This window comes from Candidatus Clostridium radicumherbarum, assembly GCF_045310525.1.
In the GTDB taxonomy this organism is placed as follows: Bacteria; Bacillota; Clostridia; order Clostridiales; family Clostridiaceae; genus Clostridium_AT; species Clostridium_AT radicumherbarum.
The window spans coordinates 385055-405076 of record NZ_JBJHZY010000001.1 but is presented as its reverse complement, the minus strand read 5'-3'; the positions used below and the strand labels follow the sequence as shown (position 1 = coordinate 405076).

Sequence of the window (20022 nt, the reverse complement as noted above, 5' to 3'; positions counted from 1 at the left end):
TTTTACTAATAATGCAATAGCCTCTGCTACGCATTAAAAATATCTATTGTCATAAAAAGTTCCTCCAATCTTTTTTCTAAATATATTTTATCAGCTCTATAGACTGCATAAAACCTCATTCTTATTTTATAAATAAGAATGAGGTCTTACGATTTTTAGTATCTTATCAACAGTTTGATTTATAGAAATATTTGTTGTATCAATTTTTACTGTGTTCATATTTTTATAAAGCTCAAGACGTTCAAGACTTGTACTTAGTTCTTCTCCATCCCTTAAATTAAGCTTGGCATCATTCAAAATTCTCTTCTTAAGTGTTTTTTCTGAACAAAGAAGAGTTATTTTTAATACCTCAAATTCTAAATCACTTAAGGGTTGAAGCACAATATCAAAAATATTCTCATAATGTATAACCCAGTTAAAAATAACATATTCAAAGGATGAATTAGTAAGAAAGTTCCTTAATAAATAAGTTATATTTTTTATAACCATATCTTTATTTTCATCATTTACAATAAAAGGATTCATCATCCAGCACCAATCACCATCAAGCCACACCGAATTATTGAGTTTCTTATTGAGCTCCTTGCTTGTTGCTGTTTTTCCAACTCCCATAGTCCCATTAATTATAATAAGTTTTTTTGACATATATAATTCCTCCATAAAATCCATATTTCACTTTAAATAATATCACCGCATACAATAATTAATCTACCTAAGACATTTTTCAGAAATAAAAATGCGCCATAAGATAATATCATATTGACGCATTTTCTGTTAATTTTCACTTTTCTAATTTAGATTTTATTTAAAGCTTGTCATAATATATTCATATCAAACTCTAATTTCACTGGCAATTTAATCTCGAATATAGTTCTGTTATCGTTACTATAGGCTGATATGGTTCCATGATGAAGCTCTACAATATTTTTTGTAATAGCTAGACCTAATCCAGATCCGCCTATATTACTATTTCTTGATTTTTCTACTCTATAGAATCTATCAAATATATATGGCAAGTCTATTGATGAAATTGATTGACCATAATTTATAACTTGAACTACTGCCATATTCTCTTCAAGTTTTGTTGTTACATCAACATAAAAACCATCTTGGCTATACTTAATTGCATTGGACAGCAAATTTTCAAATGCCCTAACTAGTTTTCCTGCATCTGCATTTACTATTAGCCTATCCTCAGAAAAGTTGATTCGTGATTGCATGTTTGCATTCTTAAATTGATATTCAAAATATGCAACCACCTGACCTAATAATTCAACTAAATTGATATCGGCTTTATCTAATTTAATTGTATTATTTTGCATTTTAGTAAGCTCAAACAAGTCATTAATAAGTAAATTTAAAGCTTTTGCCTTTTCGAATGCTATATTAGCGTAATATCTTAGTTTCACTTCATCTTTATACTTATCATTATCAATAATCTCTAAATAACCCATTATGGATGTTAAAGGGGTTCTTAAATCATGGGAAACATTAGTTATTAAATCATTTTTAGTTTGCTGCGCTTTTCTTTCTTCTACTGTTATCTCTTTAAGCTGCCTTGATATATTATTAATATTTTCCGCTAAATTTTTAATATCACCTCTTGCATTAACTTCTATTAGTCTGTCTAGGTCACCATTAGCCATTATTTCCGTTTGATCTATAATTGCTTCTAAGCTTTTAGTTTTCCTATAGGTTATAAGTAAATATAACCCCACAAACAAAAATATTTCAATAAGTATATAGCTTACATTTCCAAGCATATTAGCATTAATAATTCTCCAAAATTTAAAAATATAATTAATAAGTTGAATTTTAGTGTTTAAATATAGATAAACTAATACTTTATTACTTGTTAATAAAATTATATAAGTTAATAATGCAGCAGCTGCTACCTCAGCTAATGATGATAGCCAGTATTTATAGAATCTTTTATTTTTCAATTTTATATCCAACTCCCCATACAGTATGAATTACCTTATTTCCTTCCATATGCTGTTCTATCTTATCCCTTAGTCTGCTTATATGTACCATAACAGTATTATTAGCCTGAAAGTATCTTTCCTTCCACACCTTCTCAAAAATTTCCTCTGCACTAAAAACTCTTCCTCTATTTGTAGCTAGCAAATATAATATTTCAAACTCTCTAGCCGTTAGATCTACTTCTTTATCCTCTATTGTTAACTTATGTTTACTTTTATCTATAACCATTGATTCAATTCTTATTAAGTCTTCAGAAACCTGCATTTTAGTATTTAAAAAATATGTTCTTCTAAGTAATGCCTTTACTCTAACTATAAGCTCCAATTGATTAAAGGGCTTGCAGACATAGTCATCTGCACCAGTCATTATACCTTGAATTTTGTACATATCCTCTGCTTTTGCGCTTAACATAAGAATTGGTAAGTTATATTTTTCTCTTACTCTCCTGCAAACCTCAAGCCCATCAATACCTGGCATCATTATATCTAAAACTATCAAATGAATTTCTTCCTTATCTAATATATATAAAGCTTCCTCTCCACAGGCTGCCTTAAATACACTGTACCCTTCATTTCTAAGGTTTATTTCCAGCAAATTTCTTATTTCTATTTCATCATCTACTACAAGAATATTACTGTTCATTTACTCCTCCATTTTATAATTATTTTTCTAAGTACTCCTCTAAGGTGATTCCATTGTCATAAATATATTTAGCTGCTTTCTCTCCAACATATCTAATATGCCAAGGTTCATATTCAATTCCTGTTATACTTTTCTTTCCATATGGATATCTTATAATAAAACCAAATTTATAGCAATTTTCTGCAAGCCAATCTGCTTCTTTTGTTCCTTTTGCAAAATAGCCGCTTTGGTTTGTAATGTCAATACACAGCCCTGTTTGATGTTCACTATAGCCTGGTTTAGCCACATAGGCATCTGCAAGTTTCTTTCCATCTATTTTTATCCTGCTAGTATAGGTATCCATTTGGGACTGGTATGATCTATAACCTGATTTACCAAGTAATATAACCCCATCCTCTTTTGCTGCGTTCACTAGTTCTTCCAAAGGATCTACTATATTTCCTGCCACATGTTTTTCTTCCTGATCTACTCCTGCTGCAAAAGGTATATTTGGTATAGTTAATTTTTCTGGTTTATAATTTTTACTTAAGCCATGGTCATCATTTACTAATAGTAGCTCATTCTCTTTAAGAATACTATTTGGGCTTCCTTGACTAGCTTTATCATTTACAGCAGATTTATTGCCGTCAGAATTTTTATCTTTAGCTATCCACCCAGTTATGTAAACTAGACCACAGATTATCAAAATAAATGTTAAAATCTTTTTCATACTCTCTACTCCTTGTCTTTTACATAATCTTATTGTAAAAGATTAACATTACGACATTTATAAGAATTTCTTACGAAATCTTAAGTTTTTAAAATCCCTGATAAAACAAAGGTTGATGAGCAATTATTAACTCATCAACCTCTCAATTACAGTATAGCCTTCAAGCCCCAAGCAAAAAGACACCTTTACCAAAGTAGAAGTGTCTATTCCAAACTTTTATTAATTGTATTCTTCACTTTCAGCGTTTCTATCTTAAGCAGCTTTGATCTAACTTATCATAAGTTTTTAAAAATGGTTTTAATTTACCTAGGATTGTCTGAACTCCACCCTTTACATCTGATTCAACGTTAAGGGGCAGCAATGGCTCATGTAATGATAATCTTAGCAAAAACCATCCTTTACTATTTTCATTATTACATGTTACTCTAATTCCTTCATAGTTATCAGGCACTAGACACCATCCATTTTCCTTTCTTATAAGTTCTTTTAGCTCATTTAATATAACTGAACCATATTCCTTAAAATTATCATCCAGAATTTTTATTCTATATTCAGAACTCTCAGAAGGCGCTTTTAAGTCTTCAATCAGACTTTGTATAGTTTTTCCCTCTTGATGCAGCTTTGCCATTTTAATTAATATCTTTGCAATTAGATATGCACCATCATCGAAAAAGTAATTTTCTTTTAGTGCGGCATGCCCTGAAGTCTCAATAGCCAAATAACATTTCTTACCTTCTCTATTAAGCCTAAGTGCTTCATTTATTACATTTTTATAACCTCGCTTAAACCTATGGTGAATTCCACCAAGTTTTGTCTCTATAAACTCTTTAAGTCCCGTTGAGGTTACTGAATCAGTTACAATGACTGAATTTGGATGCTCATCTAAAACAATAGCAGAGATTAAAGCTATCAGTGCATTACGGTTGATTTCAATTCCATTTGAACCAACAATAGCTGCTCTATCAACATCTGTATCAAAAATTATCCCTAAATCTGCATTATGATTTAGTACAGCATTGCGCAGTGATTCCATGGCCTCTTTATTTTCAGGATTGGGGATATGATTAGGGAATCTGCCATCTGGCTCAATAAATTGGCTTCCGTTAGTATCTGCTCCCAAGTTTTTTAGAACTTTGTGGGCAAAAAATCCACCTGCTCCATTACCGGCATCAATAACAATTTTAAAACCCAATAACGGCTTATCATAGTTAATCTTAGAATTAATTCCATGGCGGATTAAATTTATTAGTAAATTTGAGTATTCTTCAATAAAATCAATTTTAGAAACTTTTCCTTTTACATCTGAGTACTTAAAGTCTTGTTTACAGGCTATAGATAATATATTCTTTATATCTTCCTTTTCACAACCACCGTCTTCTGTAAAAAACTTAAACCCATTATAGTAGTATGGCAGATGGCTGGCTGTAATCATAATCGCTCCATGGCATTTGTAGTCTTCCAATATAGTGGTCATGAACATTGCTGGTGTAGTGCACATACTGCAGTCATATACATCATATCCTAGACTTGTTATCCCACTTATTACTGATGATTTTATGCTATCACCAGATAACCTTGAATCCATCCCCACAGCGATCTTAATACTCCCAGTTTTAATATCTTTTTTGCTTCTTAACCAAACTGCGAAAGCACAGGCTATAGCGTTTATGGCTTCATTTGTCAAATTAACTTTAAAATCTGGTTGTCCTATTGCAATCCCTCTTATATCAGTGCCATTTTGCAATTGATACAGCTTATCTGTCATTAATACCACCTCTCTAAAATATTTAATAATATGGAAATAATAATTTAAGAATTACTATTCTTTAAAAATTCTCTGACTTCAAGCAAATTGCCACATATTTTATAAGCAAGTTTCTTAACCTTATCATCAGGTTCCTTTAAATCTGGAATCATAATACTCATTATTCCACCACAATGAGCTGCTTCTATACCTACCGGAGAGTCTTCCAAAACAATACACCTATTAGTCTCTACATTTAACTTTTCTGCAGCTTTTAAAAATATTTCTGGATCAGGCTTAGAATTTTTCACTTCATCCCCACAAACTATTGCGTTAAGCTTGTCTCTTATGTTAGTTCTTTCCAATAGGTCAACTGCCCTTTCCCTGGATGTGGAGGTTGCTACTGCTATTTTATATTCCTTTTCAATTAAGAAATCTAACAATTCATATACACCTGGTTTAACAGTTGGGCCATTCCTACATATAAATTCATTCATTTCTATATCTTTTTCTGAATAAATATTTGTTAACTGTAAGTCTTGTCCATACTTTTTAATAAGTATCTCACTGATATTTCTACGACTTCTGCCAATTAATAAGCAATAATCTTCTTTATTCATATCATACCCGTACTTTTTAAAGATTTTCCTATAACATTCATATCCTATTCTCTCTGTATCTAATAATATTCCATCCATATCAAAGATAATGCCTTCTATTTTTTTCATTGTCCCCACCTCACAATATTGCTAATTATAAAACAGCAAGCTCTTTTCATTGTACATTTCCGAGAGCTTGCTATCTGCTTAGTATAATCGTTTTTAATTGTCCAGTTCTATTTTTTAAACACTGAATACTCTTTATTATCTAATGGTGCTGTTTGGAAATAAACCTTAATCCCTTTACTTTGAATAAAATGTATATCCTCGATTTCTTCTTCACTAAAGAAATCTGAAAGTTTCTTAATCACAATTCGGCTTGCCGGATAAGGTAATTGAATTTCTTTTGTTTTAAATCCTGCTTCAACTGCCTTTTTAGCTATAGCCAAATTTTTAAATATAACCATTAAATTGCGTTTTGCAATACTCTCTTCATTTATGAAAGCCATTAATTCTTCAACAGAGAAAATTTTAACCTTCATGGGTTCAGGAAGACATAACTGCATAACTTTAGTTATAAATGGATCATTACTATAACTTGGATCCACTATTACAGCATAATTAGCATTGACAAACTGATTCCAATTTACAGCCACGGTTGCATGCAATAATCTTTTATCAACTCGTGCAAGCTTAATTGTCGTACTCATACTTTTTCACCAACCTGTCTTTGTCTTTGATATTCCTTTAAGGTACTAGCAATTAAGGCCAATAAAACTTTCCCTTGAAAGCTTCCTCTAATATCGATATTGAAAATCTCTTCATATTTCTTGAGCTTATAAATTAAAGTATTCTTATGCAAATACAGATCGTCAGCAGTCTGCGTAATGTTGTAATCATTTATAAGCAATTGATTTGCAATAGTTATAAACTCATCAATATCAAAACCTTTACTTCGATCCTTATAAAAATCAAAGATATTTCGAACATCATCATGAGGGAATTTGGAAGCGAAATACTCAAATAAATAATCCATGAAAAATAATGGTTCATCTTGAGAAAAATGCACATTATCTTTTAACCACAAACAATGCTGATAACTTACAATATATTGCTTTAGTTTATCCTGCATTGAACCTATGAGATAAGAGCAGCCTTGTAATCCCCAGTCTTGCAAACTTTTAATATATTTTCGAAAGTACCTCTTTATGCTGGCATTCTCTAGATCATCAGGTAAATCCTTAAATAATAACAAACTAGTCCTGTCTAATAAAGAATACATTAACTCTTTGCTGTCAGGTTTTAATTTTAAACGCATAATTTCTTCCGAATTAAAACCTTCCTTATTAATAATAAATACAGCTACCCTATTCTTGTTTTTATCTATACCTAATTGATTGATCAAATCTAAAATATGATTCAAATCAAAATACTCGGCATTAAGTAAATACTTAATTAATTCATCATCTTTAGTTACCTTTTGTTTTAAAGAATTTGTGTTTATCTCATACATCAATCGTGTTTTGAAGGTATTAAGCAATAAACTACTAATCATTTTGAGATTTTCATCTTCACCGCTAATCCAAATATATCCATAATCTTGATTCTTAACTCTGATTTCATAAAACATATTATCAGCATGAGATTCTTTAATATCAAAATTGTGTCCTATATATTCTTCTTTACTGCAAGAAATAACACATCCATATTGATTCAACAACCCTATAGTATATTTATGATTTTCTTTTACAACATCAATGAATTCTTTAAAGATCTCAACTAACATCATATTTCTACCTTTCCTGTTCTGAAAAACTAGAGTTTTAACATAGTTACTAAAGTCGAAATAGCAGCCAGTCATTAACTCTAATTAAAATCTGCAAATACTCTGATGCACTTATTATTGGCTATCTTTAAATTTATTTTAACATATTTTGTAATAAACTTACAACTATTGTATTATAATCAGAGATTTATTACGCAAGGTAAAGAATTATATATATATCCCTGATATTAAGTTAAGATTAGTATGTTTTTCACCACAAATCCATTAAAATTTCATGGATTTTTTTGACTAGTTTAAATCAATTGATAATGTTTAAGCATTTCTTTAATCTTTTCATCAGCCACAGGTGTAATTTCTCTAACAGGTCTTCTGGCAGGTCCCACAGCTGCTATATTAGCTAATTCTAATGCCCGCTTTATTACTGAAGGCACCGTACCAAATTTTAAGACTCCTCTCAGAACCTCAATCTCTTCTTGCATTACTTTTGCAGTTTTAGTGTCATTTGTTTTGAGAGCTTTATTCAGTTTTACCAAAACATCAGTAATTACATTACTTGTACCTGCAATAGCACCTGTGGCTCCCAGGCCATATCCTATAGAAATTTTAGAATCTGAACCAACTAATACACTCAGCTTCTTACCACTTGCAGCTTCAATATATCCCTTTAAATTCTCTATATCACCACTGCTATCCTTAATAGCCTCAATATTCTCAATCATGGCTAAACGCGCCACAACTTCTTTGGGAATATTGCAGCCGGTAGATTTAGGGATATTATACAAAACAATTGGAATTTTGACGCTGCTTGCAACCTCTTTAAAATGTTCATAAAGCTCTTCATCCGTGGGCTTAATAAAATATGGAGTAATAACAGATAATGCATCTGCACCTATGGCTTCCATTCTCTGAGATAACCTTACAGTTTCCCTGGTTGAACATGCACCTGTTCCTACAAAAACCGGAACGCGGTGGTCAACAATCTCGATAACTTTTTTTGCAAAAGCCACCTTTTCCTCTTCATCAATCACATGAAATTCACCATTGCTGCCTAATACAAAAATACCATTAACCCCTTTTTCAATTAAGTGGTTTATTAATTGCTCTGCAGCTTTATAGTTTATGGATTGTTCCCCATCACGATTAAATGGTGTAACAATCGGTGTAATAATTCCCTCAAACATAATTTTCCTCCTTGATTTACCCAGTTAAAGCCAATATTTTATCCTACTAAACCCTAGCTGGCTATTTTACCCGGTAAGTGATAATACTACTGATGAACTATTCCAGCATCTTATTCGTATGTACTCCACTTGATTTCAGGATTTCAATACAGTTTTTAACTACCTCTTCCATATCTAGCTCTTCCTTATTTATAGTATCAACGTACAATTCTACTAACATAGGTAAATTTACGCCTGTAATTACATTATGATGATATTTCCTGGTTAAAGCAGAAAGTACATTACATGGTGTACCACCATACAAGTCTACTAAAGCCAAAACAGGGCCTTCCATATCACTTAAAACAGAATCCGCCTGTTGCATAAATTCCTCAAAAGACATCATTGGTAATAAGGACACTGATTTAACATTTTCCATTTTTCCAACAATCATTTCAGCTGATTTAATAAGTTCTTCACCAAATCTTCCATGTGTTCCAACCACAATATTTAATTTTGACATAAAACTTCCTACTTTCTCTGCATTTCTTTTATATTTTTACCAAGGCTTCCGCCTGGATGCCATTTCACATATTGATTCAAATTCAACTTTTTTTCATTCTGTAAGACAACGCTCAAACATTGAAGGATTAAAATCTCAGATAAAATTGAAGCACGTGGTGGTTTGTTTAAATTGTCACCTTCAACATCTACATGGGCCAGCAAACATACTTCAGAATGTTTTGCAAGCCATGATTCAGCATTACTTGTACAACTAATAATATGCGCTCCGTTAATCAATAAAGTTTCTAAAGTGGCCTTTAATTCTACTGTTTCACCACTATTGGATATAGCAATGACCACATCACCCGGTTTCACTTGACCACTTGAACCATGCACAGCTTCTGTTCCATGTAGTTCATAAGCACTAGTGCCTGTACTAGATAATAAAGAAGCAATATATCCTGCCACATGCCCTGGTTTACCAATTCCGGTCACATGAACACGACCACCTTTTTTTTCACTCTCCAATATGATTTCAGCAGCTTTTTTCACGCTCGCTATATCAGCACTTTCAATATTTTTATCAATTTCTTCCTTAACATTGTTCAAAAAGCTTTGAATCTCGTTATCCATAATATCACCAACTATCCTATCAAATGTTCTACTATAATTTCTGTTGACATTTGACAGGTTCTTATCTCAGATTCTACTGTTCTTGCAGCTGTATGAGGTGTTAAGAAAAAATTGTCTAATGCAAGTAGTTTATCATTAGCTGCTGGTGGTTCTGAACTGTAAACGTCAAAGTATGCTGAACGGATTTCTTTATTAACTAAAGCTTCATATAAAGCTTCTTCATCAACAATACCTCCTCTTGCTGCATTGATCAAACAAGCATTTTTTTTCATTTTTTTGAATTCTTCTGTGGAAATCATATTTTTCGTAGAGTCTAGAAGTGGTACGTGCAAAGAAATATAGTCACTTTCACTTATAATTTCTTCAAGAGATTTTTTCTCTACATTATATTCTTTGGCAACTTCATCAGCAATTTCAAAAGCATCATATGCATACACTTTCATAGACAATCCATTTGCAAAATATGCAAGGTATTTGCCTATGGCTCCAAAACCAATAATGCCTAATGTTTTACCACTGATTTCTTGTCCAGTTGGCTTGTTCCATTTATGCTCTTTAACTTCCTTAATAGTACTATATAAATTCTTTGATTCTTCAAACATTAAAGCTACAACATGTTCTGCAACTGCCTTAGAATTAGATCCAACAGTCCTGCCAACAAAAATCCCTTTTTCCTTAGCACAATCTAGATCAATATTGTCTGTTCCTACGCCAAACTTACAAACAACTTTTAAATTAGAGCATTTCTCAATCAATTCACGGTCAATTATATCAACACCCACAATAATAGCAGCTGCATCAGCAGCTAATTTATGAAATTCTTCTTTTGTATAAGCCTTTCCGGTATTATTATAATGAACAGTTAATCCTTTAGATTCCATAAATTTGACTTGATCTAATCCATAATTTGCAAAGCCTCTTGGTGTAATTAAAACTTTCAAATTCTTTCCCTACCTTTCTCTAATAACAGCGAATATTACATAATATAAAAGCAAACCCATGTCTGTCATGGATTTGCCTTGTATAAAACATTAATTTACATAAGTCCAAGGAACGTCATAGCTAAGGCAAAAATTATTGTGTAAATAATTATACGTAAGTATTTTGGACCTTTCTTTGTGATATATAGATATATACCCATAACTAAAGCAAAAGGTAATAATTTAGGCATAATACCATCTAAAATGCTTTGTAATGCCACCTTCTGCGGTGTACCAGCATTAAGGACCCAAATAGTTTTAAAATTAACATATGCTGAAGATAAGCATCCAATCATGAATATACCAACAATACTTGCAATATCAATAACTTTCTTAACCTTACCAGAATGCAATATTTCTATTACAGCGTTCTTACCTAAAGAATATCCTTTTTGCCACAAAAACCATGAATATCCATAGGCCCATGTCATATATATGAGAGCTGGCATAAAGGCAGCTATAACTGATCCTTTAAGTGCCAATGGGACAAAAATTGCAAGTGGAATAGTACCTACAATTCCCTGGTCAACACTATCTCCGATGCCGGCCAGTGGTCCCATAAGACCGATTTTTAAAGATTGAATCATTTCAGGTGTAATATTCTCATTACCTGCAGCTCTTTGTTCCTCAAGTGAAATTACAATACCATGAATAAGACTTCCCCAATCACAGTTCGTATTAAACATTGATGTATGACGTTTCATTGCTTCTTTTAATTCTTCCGGATTATCTTTGTAAACTTTTCTTAGTATTTTATTCAATGAAAATCCAAAAGCCAAAGCCTGCATTCTATCAAAACTATTAGGAACTTCAACTGCTAAAACCCATTTAAACCAAGCTTTCATCAAATCCATCTTGGTAATAATATTGCTCTTTTTTTCTTCTATTTGGCTCATGCTAATTCTCCTTCCTCATTTTGTTTAAATAGTGAAACTATCATAGCTATACTGAGAGCGATAACTGCACCAGTTAACATTGAGAATCCTAAAAGAGCATGTGCGAAGAAGCCTAAAACGAAGAATGGAACATATTGTCTCTTACCCATAACTACTAGAGTTAAAGCAAATCCTAATGCTGGTAACATTCCTCCGGCATTTCCAAGGCCACTCATAACCCACTTAGGAATGACTTTAAGAAAGGCTTGTACTACACTTGGTCCAAATAATGTAGCAACGAATACTGGAGTGATATATAACACACCATTTGTGAGCCAAGGTAATAAAAATGAGAATGTAGATAATTTATCATATTCCTCTTTTTCTACAAATGAATCCGCTTTTGTATTATAAAATGAATTTATGGTTCGACGAACATTATTTATAAGTACCCCTAATATACCGACCGGAACAGCAATTGCCACTGCAGCCTGTGGGTCAAGATGATTAACAATAGCAGCTGGAATAGCAATACATGCAGCCAAGCCTGGGTCATTAGGAATATTACCACCAGCAGCAATTGTACCCATATACATCAACTGAATTGTTGCTCCATATATAAGACCTGTATGTACATCTCCAAAAACTAAACCAATAAAAACACCTAACACAACTGGATTACGAAATGCAAATGAGAAGTAATATTGTGCTCTTCCCATTGCCAGCCAATAAATTAAACCGACTAATAAAGCTCTAATTACCATTTCTTATCCTCCTTATTTTTTTAAAGCTTCGCAACAGCTTTTTGTAGTGTTTCGGATGGGTAATCAGGAGTTGTTTGAAAATAAATATTGATTCCCATTTTTTCAAGAGCTAATAGAGTATCTGCATCTTTGCGGTCTAAAGTAATCGCATTATTAACTGCTTTTCTTCCTGGTCCTCCGCCTAAGCCTCCAATTTGGATTTCTTCAAGTTTTAAACCAGCTCTCACAGCATTGTCTATCTCTTGAACACTCTTAAACAAAATCAATACTCTGTTCTTTTCAAACTCATTATTTTGCTGCGCCTTGACTGCTTCATCTACAGATAAAATTCTAATCTTTACTCCTCTAGGTGCAGCCATCTTGAATACGTCCTGCATGAAGTCATCTTTACTTAATGCAGTATCCACAGTAACGATTTCATTAATATCACACTGCTTAAGCCACCTGGTTACTACCTGTCCATGAATTAGTCTAAAATCTACTCTCGTTAAAGCAATACTCATGTCGTTATTTCTCCTTTCCCATCGTTATGTGTAAATTATAATATAATCGTTTTCAAAATAATATGTGTGAAGAAACCAAAAAGAATATTACATTTTCGCTCAAACAACCAAAAGTTGTCCTAAAATTAAGGAAACACTATTATTTTTGCAATAAAAAATTCCTTGTAATTTAAGCATTTATACAAATACCTACATTAGAAGGAATCTATACTATGTAAATTAATTATGTTTATTACGATAATCAGTAATAATTTTTCGGATCTTAGCAGCGTTTTCAGCAATCTCATCAGAACTACCTTTAGTTAATAAACCACCAAAACCACAAATATCAACACCATTTTCCAGCCATTTAGATAAATTGTCCAAATTAATTCCACCACTGGCTAAGATAGGCATATCTGGAATAGGAGTTTTAAATACCTTACCTAGTTTGGATCCATAAAAATCAGAAATCGGAAAAGCCTTTATAAAAGCTGCCCCCATGCTTAATGCATCAACTGCTTCTGTAATAGAAGTACATCCGGGTGCATATGGAATTTGATACCTATTGCACATTTTAGCAACTTCCGGGGAATAATTTGGTGCAATAATAAATTCGGCTCCCTTCAATATGGCATATCTGGCAGTTTCGCTATCCAAAACGGTTCCTGCCCCAACACATAACTTATCACCATACTTTTTGGTTAACCCCTCAATAATATCACCTGCATTGTTCAGTGTAAAACTCATTTCCATTACAGGAATGCCGCCTTTTATACATCCTTCTGCAATCTCACAGGCTCTTTCAAGCGTTTCAACTCTCACAATTGCAAGAGCACCTACTTCATACATTTTTTGTGTTACATTCATCTTTTTCAACATTATCACCTCTTACCTATTATTCTATCTATTTAATGGAAACACTCAATGGTACGGTGAACTAATAATTTTTCATTATTTTGTAACACCAAACGAATTTTGTTAGACAATAACATTGATAGGAACTATAAATTTAGTTATTAGCAAAAAAACGCTGTGAGCTAGTAATTATAACTAAGTGGGGATTTATTATCCCCATATTGCACTGGCATCACTTGAACTTCTGTTAACGCGAGAAAAATCTGTTTTAACAAATGAATAAGTTGATAATATCAAGAATATAAATCCTATAGCCATAATGATAGCAAAAGACATGATAGGAGTGACAATAAATCCATGGATTTTAATGGCCAATCCCTGCCTCACAAGTTCTTCAGGGGATAAACTTGTTTTTTCTAAAACAACCATACGAAAAAAAGCAGTTGCATAGGTCATTGGATTAAAATAAGCAACATATTTAAGAGTATTAGGCAGCATGGATAATGGAATATATGCGCCGGATATAAAGGTTAATGGCATGGTTACCGCAGTTTTAACTATTTGAAAGGTTTGACCACTACGTACAATTGTTGCTAAATATAGGCCAACACCTGAAAATACAACTCCAACACTAATCATAGCTAGCAGTACCCACAGTGGCGTTATCCATGATGTAAATTTTATACCTATAAATAGTCCAAGAATTAAAATCATAGTTCCTTGTAGGGTGGAGACGGTTGCCGCCGATAATAATTGCCCCAATGCAACGGTTATCCTTTTAGCAGGAGAAACTAACACTTCTTTCATAAAGCCGCTTACCATATCATCAACAGTTGATGAGGCCAGATTAAGCGAGCTTTCAAACACTGTTGTTATAATAACTCCAGAGAGCATATATGCAATAGGATTTTCTATTAAGTCATTTTTAAAAATAGCTCCAAACACATAAACAAAGAAAAAAGGAAAAACAAGTGAAAAAATCAAACCTGTTTTATTCCTTATAAAGGCTTTCAATCCTCTTTTCCACAATGCAATTACGGTATTCATATTTATGCCTCCTCCCTAATTTTTCTACCGGTTATTTCTAAGAAAACGTCATTAAAGGTACCTTTTTTTATTTCAATGTCAGTAATAGCATCCTTTTGCAAACTTAAAACTTGCAATAAAGGATTAATGTTTTCAGCGTCAACCTTATAATAGCCATCCTTTTTTACATAATTCAATTCATATTGTGTTAGCCACTTTTCAAGTTGTAGCTCATTTTTTGTAGTGATATATGCCTTATCCTTTGTATACTTTTTTTTCAAAGCATAGGGTGTATCATGGGCCACTATCCTTCCACCATCTATAATTGCAATTTTATTGCATATTTCTGCTTCTTCCATATAATGAGTCGTTAGAAAAATAGTTATATTTCTTTCTTTTTGAAGCTTCACAATATACTCCCAAATATGAGATCTTGTTTGTGGATCAAGCCCTGTGGTGGGCTCATCAAGAAATAAAACTTTTGGGTAGTGAATTAATCCACGAGCAATTTCTACTCGACGTTTCATCCCGCCTGATAAGGCACCTACTGATTTCTTCCTTTCACCTAATAAATCAACTAAATTTAGAACAAACTGAATACGTTCCTCAACTTCTTTTTTAGGGACATTATAAAAGACACAGTGCATTTTAAGATTCTCTTCAATTGTCATTTTTGAATCTAAGGTTGAATCCTGAAACACAACTCCAATTGCCGATCTAACTTCACTTTTTTGTGTAGTAACATCTTTCCCATCTATTATAAGTGTACCTGATGTCTTTTCAAATATTGTACAAAGCGTATTTATGGTAGTACTCTTTCCTGCACCATTGGGTCCTAAAAAGGCGAAAATACTCCCTTCCTCCACTTTAAAAGAAATATCATTTACAGCTGTAAAATCACCATATTTTTTAGTGAAATTTTCAACTTCAATTATCGAATTCATGTCATCATCTCCTATGCTTTTAACTTCTGTATCAATTATGTCTAATAGTCCACAATTTTAATCACAAAAAAGTACAACTCTGCAGAATAATACTTGCAAGTTGTACTCTTTAATTTAACTATTATTTCCGCAAAATCTTATCCATCGCTTTTCCCTTTGCTAACTCATCTATCAGCTTATCCAAATAGCGAATTTCTTGCATAGTTGGTTCTTCAATGTCTTCCACTCGGACACCGCAGACCACACCCTTAATCAAAGCTCGCAAAGGATTCAGTTTAGGAGCTTTCTCAAAGAAGGTCTCAAAATCTGTCTGTTTTTCCAGCTCTGCTTCTAACTCTTCCTCACTATATCCAGTCAACCAGCGGATGATTTCATCCACTTCTGTTTTCCTACGTCCTTTTCTCTCTACCTTCGTAACATAAAGGGGATAGACACTTGCCACACTCATTGTATAGATATTATGTTTGGTCATAATACATCCTCGCTTATGTGATTTTCTTTATTATATCACGAAAAATAGAGGGGTCAAGCCAAAGTTGCCTTTATTTTTTATTAATATTGCTTTAAATATATTCTTATTGGGGTAGATTAACTATATAGTGAAATTGTTCTTATGTTAATACAAAAGTTGATTTTTAGTCTAATGAGGTGTTCTATGATATCAGAAAAGAAGTTAGCAGCAAAGAGATTAACTGAAGCTTATAATAATGCCAAAATTGAATACTTTGATAACAATTCTAAATATATTTTTTTCAGTGACTGTCATAGAGGTGACAGTACACCTTCTGATGAATTTGCAAAAAATCAAAATATCTTTTTATTCGCATTAGAATCCTATTTTAATGATGGATATACTTATGTGGAGGTTGGGGATGGAGATGAACTTTGGGAAAGCTCTAATTTTAAGCCTATAAGGCTGGCACATGATGAGGTATATTCTCTCATGAAAATGTTCTTTGATTCCAATAGATTGATTATGTTATATGGTAATCACAATATATGCTTAAAGTATAGGAAATTTGTAGAAAAGAATTATTATGGATACTACGATGATTATAATCAGGAAGAAATAGAATTATTTCCAGGAATAACACCATATGAGTCAGTAGTATTTAAACATAAAAATACCGGACAGGAAATACTAACTGTTCATGGTCATCAGGGAGACAGAATGAATGACAAGTTATGGCATTTTACAAGGCTTACAGTAAGATATTTTTGGAGATATCTTCACTCCATAGGATTTACAAACCCAGCAAGCCCCGTAAGAAGTGCTGATAAGATACATAAAATTGAACGTATGTATAGTTATTGGATTAAAAAGAACAAAATTATGATCATCTGTGGACATACCCATAGACCACATTTCCCCAAAGTTAAAGAATTACCTTACTTCAATGACGGATCATGCGTAAGGGCAAGTGGAATACAAGGTATTGAAATAGTAGATGGACAAATAATGTTGATTCAATGGCTGATCAGCACTGACTTCTCAGGTGATCTACATATAAAAAGAAAAATATTAAGGGGGCCAGAACCAATCGAAACATTTGATTTAAGAAATAATAATGTAAATGAAGCAAGTGATAGGTAAAAAGGCTTTAAAAAGAGTTTTTCCCTTATTATTTAGTAAATCAAAAGAACTCTGTTAATTCAGAGTTCTTAATATATTACTTTTGCTTTTTCCCCTTGAGCGAAAATTTTATATTTACTTGGTTAAACCATTCATTTCAGCAGCAGCATTTTTTAATTCTTCAGCACTAGCTGCCATCTCTTCACTTATAGCGGCAGTTTGGCTTAATGCCTGAGTTACTGTATCAAATCTGCTTAGTGTATTTTCAGTAGTCTCAACTATGCCTGAATTGAACACTACAACATTTTCTGTTTCTTCTAATAAGCTGGTCATAAGCTGAGTAACTTCTGAAATGTTTTCACCTGATAACTTCTGCTTATTTAACATGCTTATTACACTTGAAACAGTTTCACTTAGAATTTTATTTCCAAACTCTATCTTTTCATTGCTGTCTTCCATAAGTGTTTCAACCTGTAGTGTCTTCTCTTTAAATTCATTAACAATAACACTTACATCACTTAAAGACTTCCTGCTGTGTTCAGCCAGTGTTTTAACCTCTTCTGCAACAACAGAAAATCCTTTTCCAGCTTCACCCGCCCTTGCAGCCTCGATACTGGCATTTAATGCAAGGAGGTTTGTCTGCTCAGAAATATCTCCTATCATAGATAATATCTCATCCACCTGCCTTGATTTTTCCTTCAGCACTTTAGTTGCCTCTGAAGTCACTGTTATACTTTTCATTGCTCCATTCATAATATCAAGCACATTTTTAACAGACTTCTCATTGTTATTGGAAGCTAACATAAGCTCTTCAGTAATTGATTCAGTATCTTTAATTTTTGAAGACACTGTTTTATTTATTTCCAGAAGAGTTTCTAGAATTTCTCTGCTTTTATGTGATTTATTCAACATTTCATTTGCATCTGTACTAACTGCCATACTGATGCCTGCAATTTCCTGCATAGAACTGTTTTCCTCTTCAATAACGGTTGTTAATGTATCGCTTGAACTTAACAGAGTCCTTGAAAATTCAGAGATCTTATTAAAGAGCATTGATATATTGTCATTCTTTTCATTGAGTATGTTTTGATTTTCCTCAACTTCTTTAAGCAATCTAGAGGAAAACAAGGTAAATATGAAAATGCCAAAAGAAACAAGACTTATATCTACAACTCTTATAAGCAGTTCTCTAACTAGTACTTGTTTATCAGGAAGTACTAATGGATTTAATGTAAAGAGGACTATTTGACATATAATGCTTGTTATTATTGATACTATATTCATCTTTGTGTCTAAGAACATAGCACCAAGAATTACAAAGTAAAAAACACTTATCCATAGTTCCTTTGAAGGTACTAAAAATGTGAGATACATATAGTTAACATAAGAAATCAGTAATATAACTGCCTTTATCATAATCAATTTCTTATTCCAATTCTTCTCATCCTTTATGGCAGCTTTATACATAACAAAAAAGGTGAGCAGCTCAACTAAAATCAATCCTACCAGTATTAAAATAGGAGTCCATTTCATTTCGCTATATAAGCCAATTAATTTCATAACTGAAAATAGTCCACCCGCTAAGCAAGCACTTATTGAGTAGATAATCAAAACAAACTTAAGTGTTCTCTTCTGATAATCAACTATTATATTTACAGGAATATTCATAGGCTTTCTCCTTAGTTTTTCTAACTTTTTTATTTTTACCATTTATATAATAATGCTGCCATAGTGTAACCACCGGCCACTGAGCAGAATATAGAAATATCATCCTTGTTAAATTCTTCTCTCTTTAATCTATCATCCAAAGCCATAATTGGACTTGCGCAACCTGTATAACCATACTTATTCCCAATAAAGATTGCTTGGTCATTTGAAGCTCCCAATTTTTCCATAGTTAATTCTACATCAAATTTAGAAAACTGAGACATGAAGTAATGTGTTACATCTGATTCGGAGTACCCATATTCTTTTAGCAATCCAATTATTAGTTCAGACCACTTTTCTGAAAGGAAGCCAAAATCAAAAGGATTCCACTCCATCTTCTTATCCTCTGGATCTATATCGTTATTAGCTATGTTAGATAGACCGCATGCAGGAAACCTAATAGTTTCATTATATGTATCATCAGTATACATTCTGGATCCTAAAAATCCTCTTTCTTCTTCCTCTTCTTTTACCACTAATACTACAGCAGCTGCTCCATCTGAAATACACCCATAAACAACTAAATCATCTTCCTTGGCAAAAGGACTTATGTGCATCGATCCTACTACAAGAATTCTCTTGTACTTCTTGTCAGTTTTTAAATATTTTGTTGCTATGTCTATACCTGTAATCATTCCTATGCAGTCATTATTTATATCAAATACATTTGTTACTTTATCAGCTTGCAGCATATTCTTTAATATTAGTGCACAGCATGGAGTCAGGAATTCTGGAGTATCTGAAACTGAAATAATTGCGTCGATATCCTTTGCTTCTAGCTTCGCATTTTTGATAGCCTTCTTTGCAGCTTCACCGGCCATTGTAATGCTTGTCTCATTTTCATCCGCTAGAGTTCTTTTCTCTCTCCCAACCTTCTCCATTAAGCCAATTGCATATTCTTCCATGCCGTATTTTTTAAAGTGATTAACATAATAGTCGTTACCAACTATTTTTCTAGGATGGTAGCTCCCTATTCCTTCAATGTATACATTTTTAAACATTATTAATCGCCTCCAAATTTTACTCTTTGTTCCTGTTTGCAGATTTTGTATC

Annotated in this window: 22 protein-coding genes; 1 reads left to right on the top strand and 21 read right to left on the bottom strand. The window is 32.6% G+C overall.

Going from position 1 to position 20022, the window contains the following annotated elements; genetic code table 11:
- Window positions 1–126: 126 nt before the first annotated feature.
- The 19 genes from ACJDUH_RS01980 to ACJDUH_RS01890 all read right to left on the bottom strand — a co-directional run bounded on the left by ACJDUH_RS01980 (window position 127) and on the right by ACJDUH_RS01890 (window position 16161).
- Window positions 127–645 (bottom strand): AAA family ATPase, encoded by a 519-nt coding sequence (locus tag ACJDUH_RS01980; protein ID WP_406763476.1) that lies wholly within the window; start codon window positions 643–645, stop codon window positions 127–129.
- 170 nt (window positions 646–815) lie between these two features.
- Window positions 816–1943, bottom strand: coding sequence for a sensor histidine kinase (locus ACJDUH_RS01975; protein WP_406763475.1), 1128 nt, complete (start codon window positions 1941–1943; stop codon window positions 816–818).
- Window positions 1933–2625, bottom strand: coding sequence for a response regulator transcription factor (locus tag ACJDUH_RS01970; RefSeq protein WP_406763474.1), 693 nt, complete (start codon window positions 2623–2625; stop codon window positions 1933–1935). Before ACJDUH_RS01970 ends, ACJDUH_RS01975 begins: the two co-directional genes overlap by 11 nt.
- A 19-nt stretch (window positions 2626–2644) precedes the next feature.
- Window positions 2645–3334, bottom strand: a complete 690-nt coding sequence (locus ACJDUH_RS01965; RefSeq protein ID WP_406763473.1) for a M15 family metallopeptidase — start codon at window positions 3332–3334, stop codon at window positions 2645–2647.
- A gap of 247 nt (window positions 3335–3581) precedes the next feature.
- Window positions 3582–5099 (bottom strand): phosphohexomutase domain-containing protein, encoded by a 1518-nt coding sequence (locus ACJDUH_RS01960; RefSeq protein ID WP_406763472.1) that lies wholly within the window; start codon window positions 5097–5099, stop codon window positions 3582–3584.
- A gap of 44 nt (window positions 5100–5143) precedes the next feature.
- On the bottom strand, window positions 5144–5806 hold the full coding sequence (locus ACJDUH_RS01955) for an HAD family hydrolase (RefSeq protein WP_406763471.1): 663 nt from the start codon (window positions 5804–5806) through the stop codon (window positions 5144–5146).
- 107 nt (window positions 5807–5913) lie between these two features.
- Window positions 5914–6387: a PTS sugar transporter subunit IIB gene (locus ACJDUH_RS01950; RefSeq protein ID WP_406763470.1), complete on the bottom strand. Its 474-nt coding sequence runs from the start codon at window positions 6385–6387 to the stop codon at window positions 5914–5916.
- The gene (locus ACJDUH_RS01945; protein ID WP_406763469.1) at window positions 6384–7538 is read right to left on the bottom strand and encodes a PucR family transcriptional regulator; all 1155 of its coding nucleotides are present in this window, start codon (window positions 7536–7538) and stop codon (window positions 6384–6386) included. The genes ACJDUH_RS01950 and ACJDUH_RS01945 overlap by 4 nt, the downstream gene beginning before the upstream one ends.
- A 218-nt stretch (window positions 7539–7756) precedes the next feature.
- Entirely contained in the window at window positions 7757–8644 is an 888-nt protein-coding gene (gene dapA, locus ACJDUH_RS01940) for a 4-hydroxy-tetrahydrodipicolinate synthase (RefSeq protein WP_406763468.1), read from the bottom strand.
- Between the two features lie 97 nt (window positions 8645–8741).
- Complete coding sequence (locus ACJDUH_RS01935; RefSeq protein WP_406763467.1) at window positions 8742–9146, bottom strand: PTS sugar transporter subunit IIA; 405 nt, start codon at window positions 9144–9146, stop codon at window positions 8742–8744.
- Between the two features lie 8 nt (window positions 9147–9154).
- Entirely contained in the window at window positions 9155–9760 is a 606-nt protein-coding gene (locus tag ACJDUH_RS01930; protein WP_406763466.1) for an SIS domain-containing protein, read from the bottom strand.
- Window positions 9761–9771: 11 nt separating this feature from the next.
- A complete protein-coding gene (locus ACJDUH_RS01925; protein WP_406763465.1) occupies window positions 9772–10701 on the bottom strand; it encodes a phosphoglycerate dehydrogenase in 930 nt (309 codons plus the stop codon).
- 95 nt (window positions 10702–10796) lie between these two features.
- Complete coding sequence (locus tag ACJDUH_RS01920; protein WP_406763464.1) at window positions 10797–11636, bottom strand: PTS system mannose/fructose/sorbose family transporter subunit IID; 840 nt, start codon at window positions 11634–11636, stop codon at window positions 10797–10799.
- Window positions 11633–12379: a PTS mannose/fructose/sorbose/N-acetylgalactosamine transporter subunit IIC gene (locus ACJDUH_RS01915; protein WP_406763463.1), complete on the bottom strand. Its 747-nt coding sequence runs from the start codon at window positions 12377–12379 to the stop codon at window positions 11633–11635. Before ACJDUH_RS01915 ends, ACJDUH_RS01920 begins: the two co-directional genes overlap by 4 nt.
- Before the next feature lie 20 nt (window positions 12380–12399).
- Window positions 12400–12882 (bottom strand): PTS sugar transporter subunit IIB, encoded by a 483-nt coding sequence (locus ACJDUH_RS01910; RefSeq protein WP_406763462.1) that lies wholly within the window; start codon window positions 12880–12882, stop codon window positions 12400–12402.
- 219 nt (window positions 12883–13101) lie between these two features.
- A complete protein-coding gene (locus ACJDUH_RS01905; RefSeq protein ID WP_406763461.1) occupies window positions 13102–13743 on the bottom strand; it encodes a beta/alpha barrel domain-containing protein in 642 nt (213 codons plus the stop codon).
- Between the two features lie 186 nt (window positions 13744–13929).
- Window positions 13930–14766, bottom strand: coding sequence for an ABC transporter permease (locus ACJDUH_RS01900; RefSeq protein ID WP_406763460.1), 837 nt, complete (start codon window positions 14764–14766; stop codon window positions 13930–13932).
- Window positions 14767–14768: 2 nt separating this feature from the next.
- Window positions 14769–15689 carry an ABC transporter ATP-binding protein gene (locus ACJDUH_RS01895; protein WP_406763459.1) on the bottom strand — a complete coding sequence of 307 codons (921 nt, stop codon included), beginning with the start codon at window positions 15687–15689 and terminating at the stop codon, window positions 14769–14771.
- Window positions 15690–15810: 121 nt separating this feature from the next.
- Complete coding sequence (locus ACJDUH_RS01890) at window positions 15811–16161, bottom strand: DUF2200 domain-containing protein (protein WP_406763458.1); 351 nt, start codon at window positions 16159–16161, stop codon at window positions 15811–15813.
- Between the two features lie 183 nt (window positions 16162–16344).
- Here ACJDUH_RS01890 and ACJDUH_RS01885 point away from each other — a divergent pair, with 183 nt between their 5' ends.
- Complete coding sequence (locus ACJDUH_RS01885) at window positions 16345–17283, top strand: metallophosphoesterase (RefSeq protein WP_406763457.1); 939 nt, start codon at window positions 16345–16347, stop codon at window positions 17281–17283.
- Between the two features lie 114 nt (window positions 17284–17397).
- On the opposite strand, the gene ACJDUH_RS01880 is transcribed toward ACJDUH_RS01885, so the two are convergent.
- A complete protein-coding gene (locus ACJDUH_RS01880) occupies window positions 17398–18972 on the bottom strand; it encodes a methyl-accepting chemotaxis protein (RefSeq protein ID WP_406763456.1) in 1575 nt (524 codons plus the stop codon).
- Window positions 18966–19970, bottom strand: coding sequence for a 3-oxoacyl-[acyl-carrier-protein] synthase III C-terminal domain-containing protein (locus ACJDUH_RS01875; protein WP_406763455.1), 1005 nt, complete (start codon window positions 19968–19970; stop codon window positions 18966–18968). The genes ACJDUH_RS01880 and ACJDUH_RS01875 overlap by 7 nt, the downstream gene beginning before the upstream one ends.
- Window positions 19971–20022 lie beyond the last annotated feature (52 nt).

Bases quoted from the DNA above. Each gene is read 5' to 3' on its own strand.
- ACJDUH_RS01980 (WP_406763476.1), bottom strand. From the start codon at position 645: ATGTCAAAAAAACTTATTATAATTAATGGGACTATGGGAGTTGGAAAA.
- ACJDUH_RS01970 (WP_406763474.1), bottom strand. From the start codon at position 2,625: ATGAACAGTAATATTCTTGTAGTAGATGATGAAATAGAAATAAGAAAT.
- ACJDUH_RS01965 (WP_406763473.1), bottom strand. From the start codon at position 3,334: ATGAAAAAGATTTTAACATTTATTTTGATAATCTGTGGTCTAGTTTAC.
- ACJDUH_RS01960 (WP_406763472.1), bottom strand. From the start codon at position 5,099: ATGACAGATAAGCTGTATCAATTGCAAAATGGCACTGATATAAGAGGG.
- ACJDUH_RS01955 (WP_406763471.1), bottom strand. From the start codon at position 5,806: ATGAAAAAAATAGAAGGCATTATCTTTGATATGGATGGAATATTATTA.
- ACJDUH_RS01950 (WP_406763470.1), bottom strand. From the start codon at position 6,387: ATGAGTACGACAATTAAGCTTGCACGAGTTGATAAAAGATTATTGCAT.
- ACJDUH_RS01945 (WP_406763469.1), bottom strand. From the start codon at position 7,538: ATGACTGGCTGCTATTTCGACTTTAGTAACTATGTTAAAACTCTAGTT.
- dapA (WP_406763468.1), bottom strand. From the start codon at position 8,644: ATGTTTGAGGGAATTATTACACCGATTGTTACACCATTTAATCGTGAT.
- ACJDUH_RS01935 (WP_406763467.1), bottom strand. From the start codon at position 9,146: ATGTCAAAATTAAATATTGTGGTTGGAACACATGGAAGATTTGGTGAA.
- ACJDUH_RS01930 (WP_406763466.1), bottom strand. From the start codon at position 9,760: ATGGATAACGAGATTCAAAGCTTTTTGAACAATGTTAAGGAAGAAATT.
- ACJDUH_RS01920 (WP_406763464.1), bottom strand. From the start codon at position 11,636: ATGAGCCAAATAGAAGAAAAAAAGAGCAATATTATTACCAAGATGGAT.
- ACJDUH_RS01915 (WP_406763463.1), bottom strand. From the start codon at position 12,379: ATGGTAATTAGAGCTTTATTAGTCGGTTTAATTTATTGGCTGGCAATG.
- ACJDUH_RS01910 (WP_406763462.1), bottom strand. From the start codon at position 12,882: ATGAGTATTGCTTTAACGAGAGTAGATTTTAGACTAATTCATGGACAG.
- ACJDUH_RS01905 (WP_406763461.1), bottom strand. From the start codon at position 13,743: ATGTTGAAAAAGATGAATGTAACACAAAAAATGTATGAAGTAGGTGCT.
- ACJDUH_RS01900 (WP_406763460.1), bottom strand. From the start codon at position 14,766: ATGAATACCGTAATTGCATTGTGGAAAAGAGGATTGAAAGCCTTTATA.
- ACJDUH_RS01895 (WP_406763459.1), bottom strand. From the start codon at position 15,689: ATGAATTCGATAATTGAAGTTGAAAATTTCACTAAAAAATATGGTGAT.
- ACJDUH_RS01890 (WP_406763458.1), bottom strand. From the start codon at position 16,161: ATGACCAAACATAATATCTATACAATGAGTGTGGCAAGTGTCTATCCC.
- ACJDUH_RS01885 (WP_406763457.1), top strand. From the start codon at position 16,345: ATGATATCAGAAAAGAAGTTAGCAGCAAAGAGATTAACTGAAGCTTAT.
- ACJDUH_RS01880 (WP_406763456.1), bottom strand. From the start codon at position 18,972: ATGGTAAAAATAAAAAAGTTAGAAAAACTAAGGAGAAAGCCTATGAAT.
- ACJDUH_RS01875 (WP_406763455.1), bottom strand. From the start codon at position 19,970: ATGTTTAAAAATGTATACATTGAAGGAATAGGGAGCTACCATCCTAGA.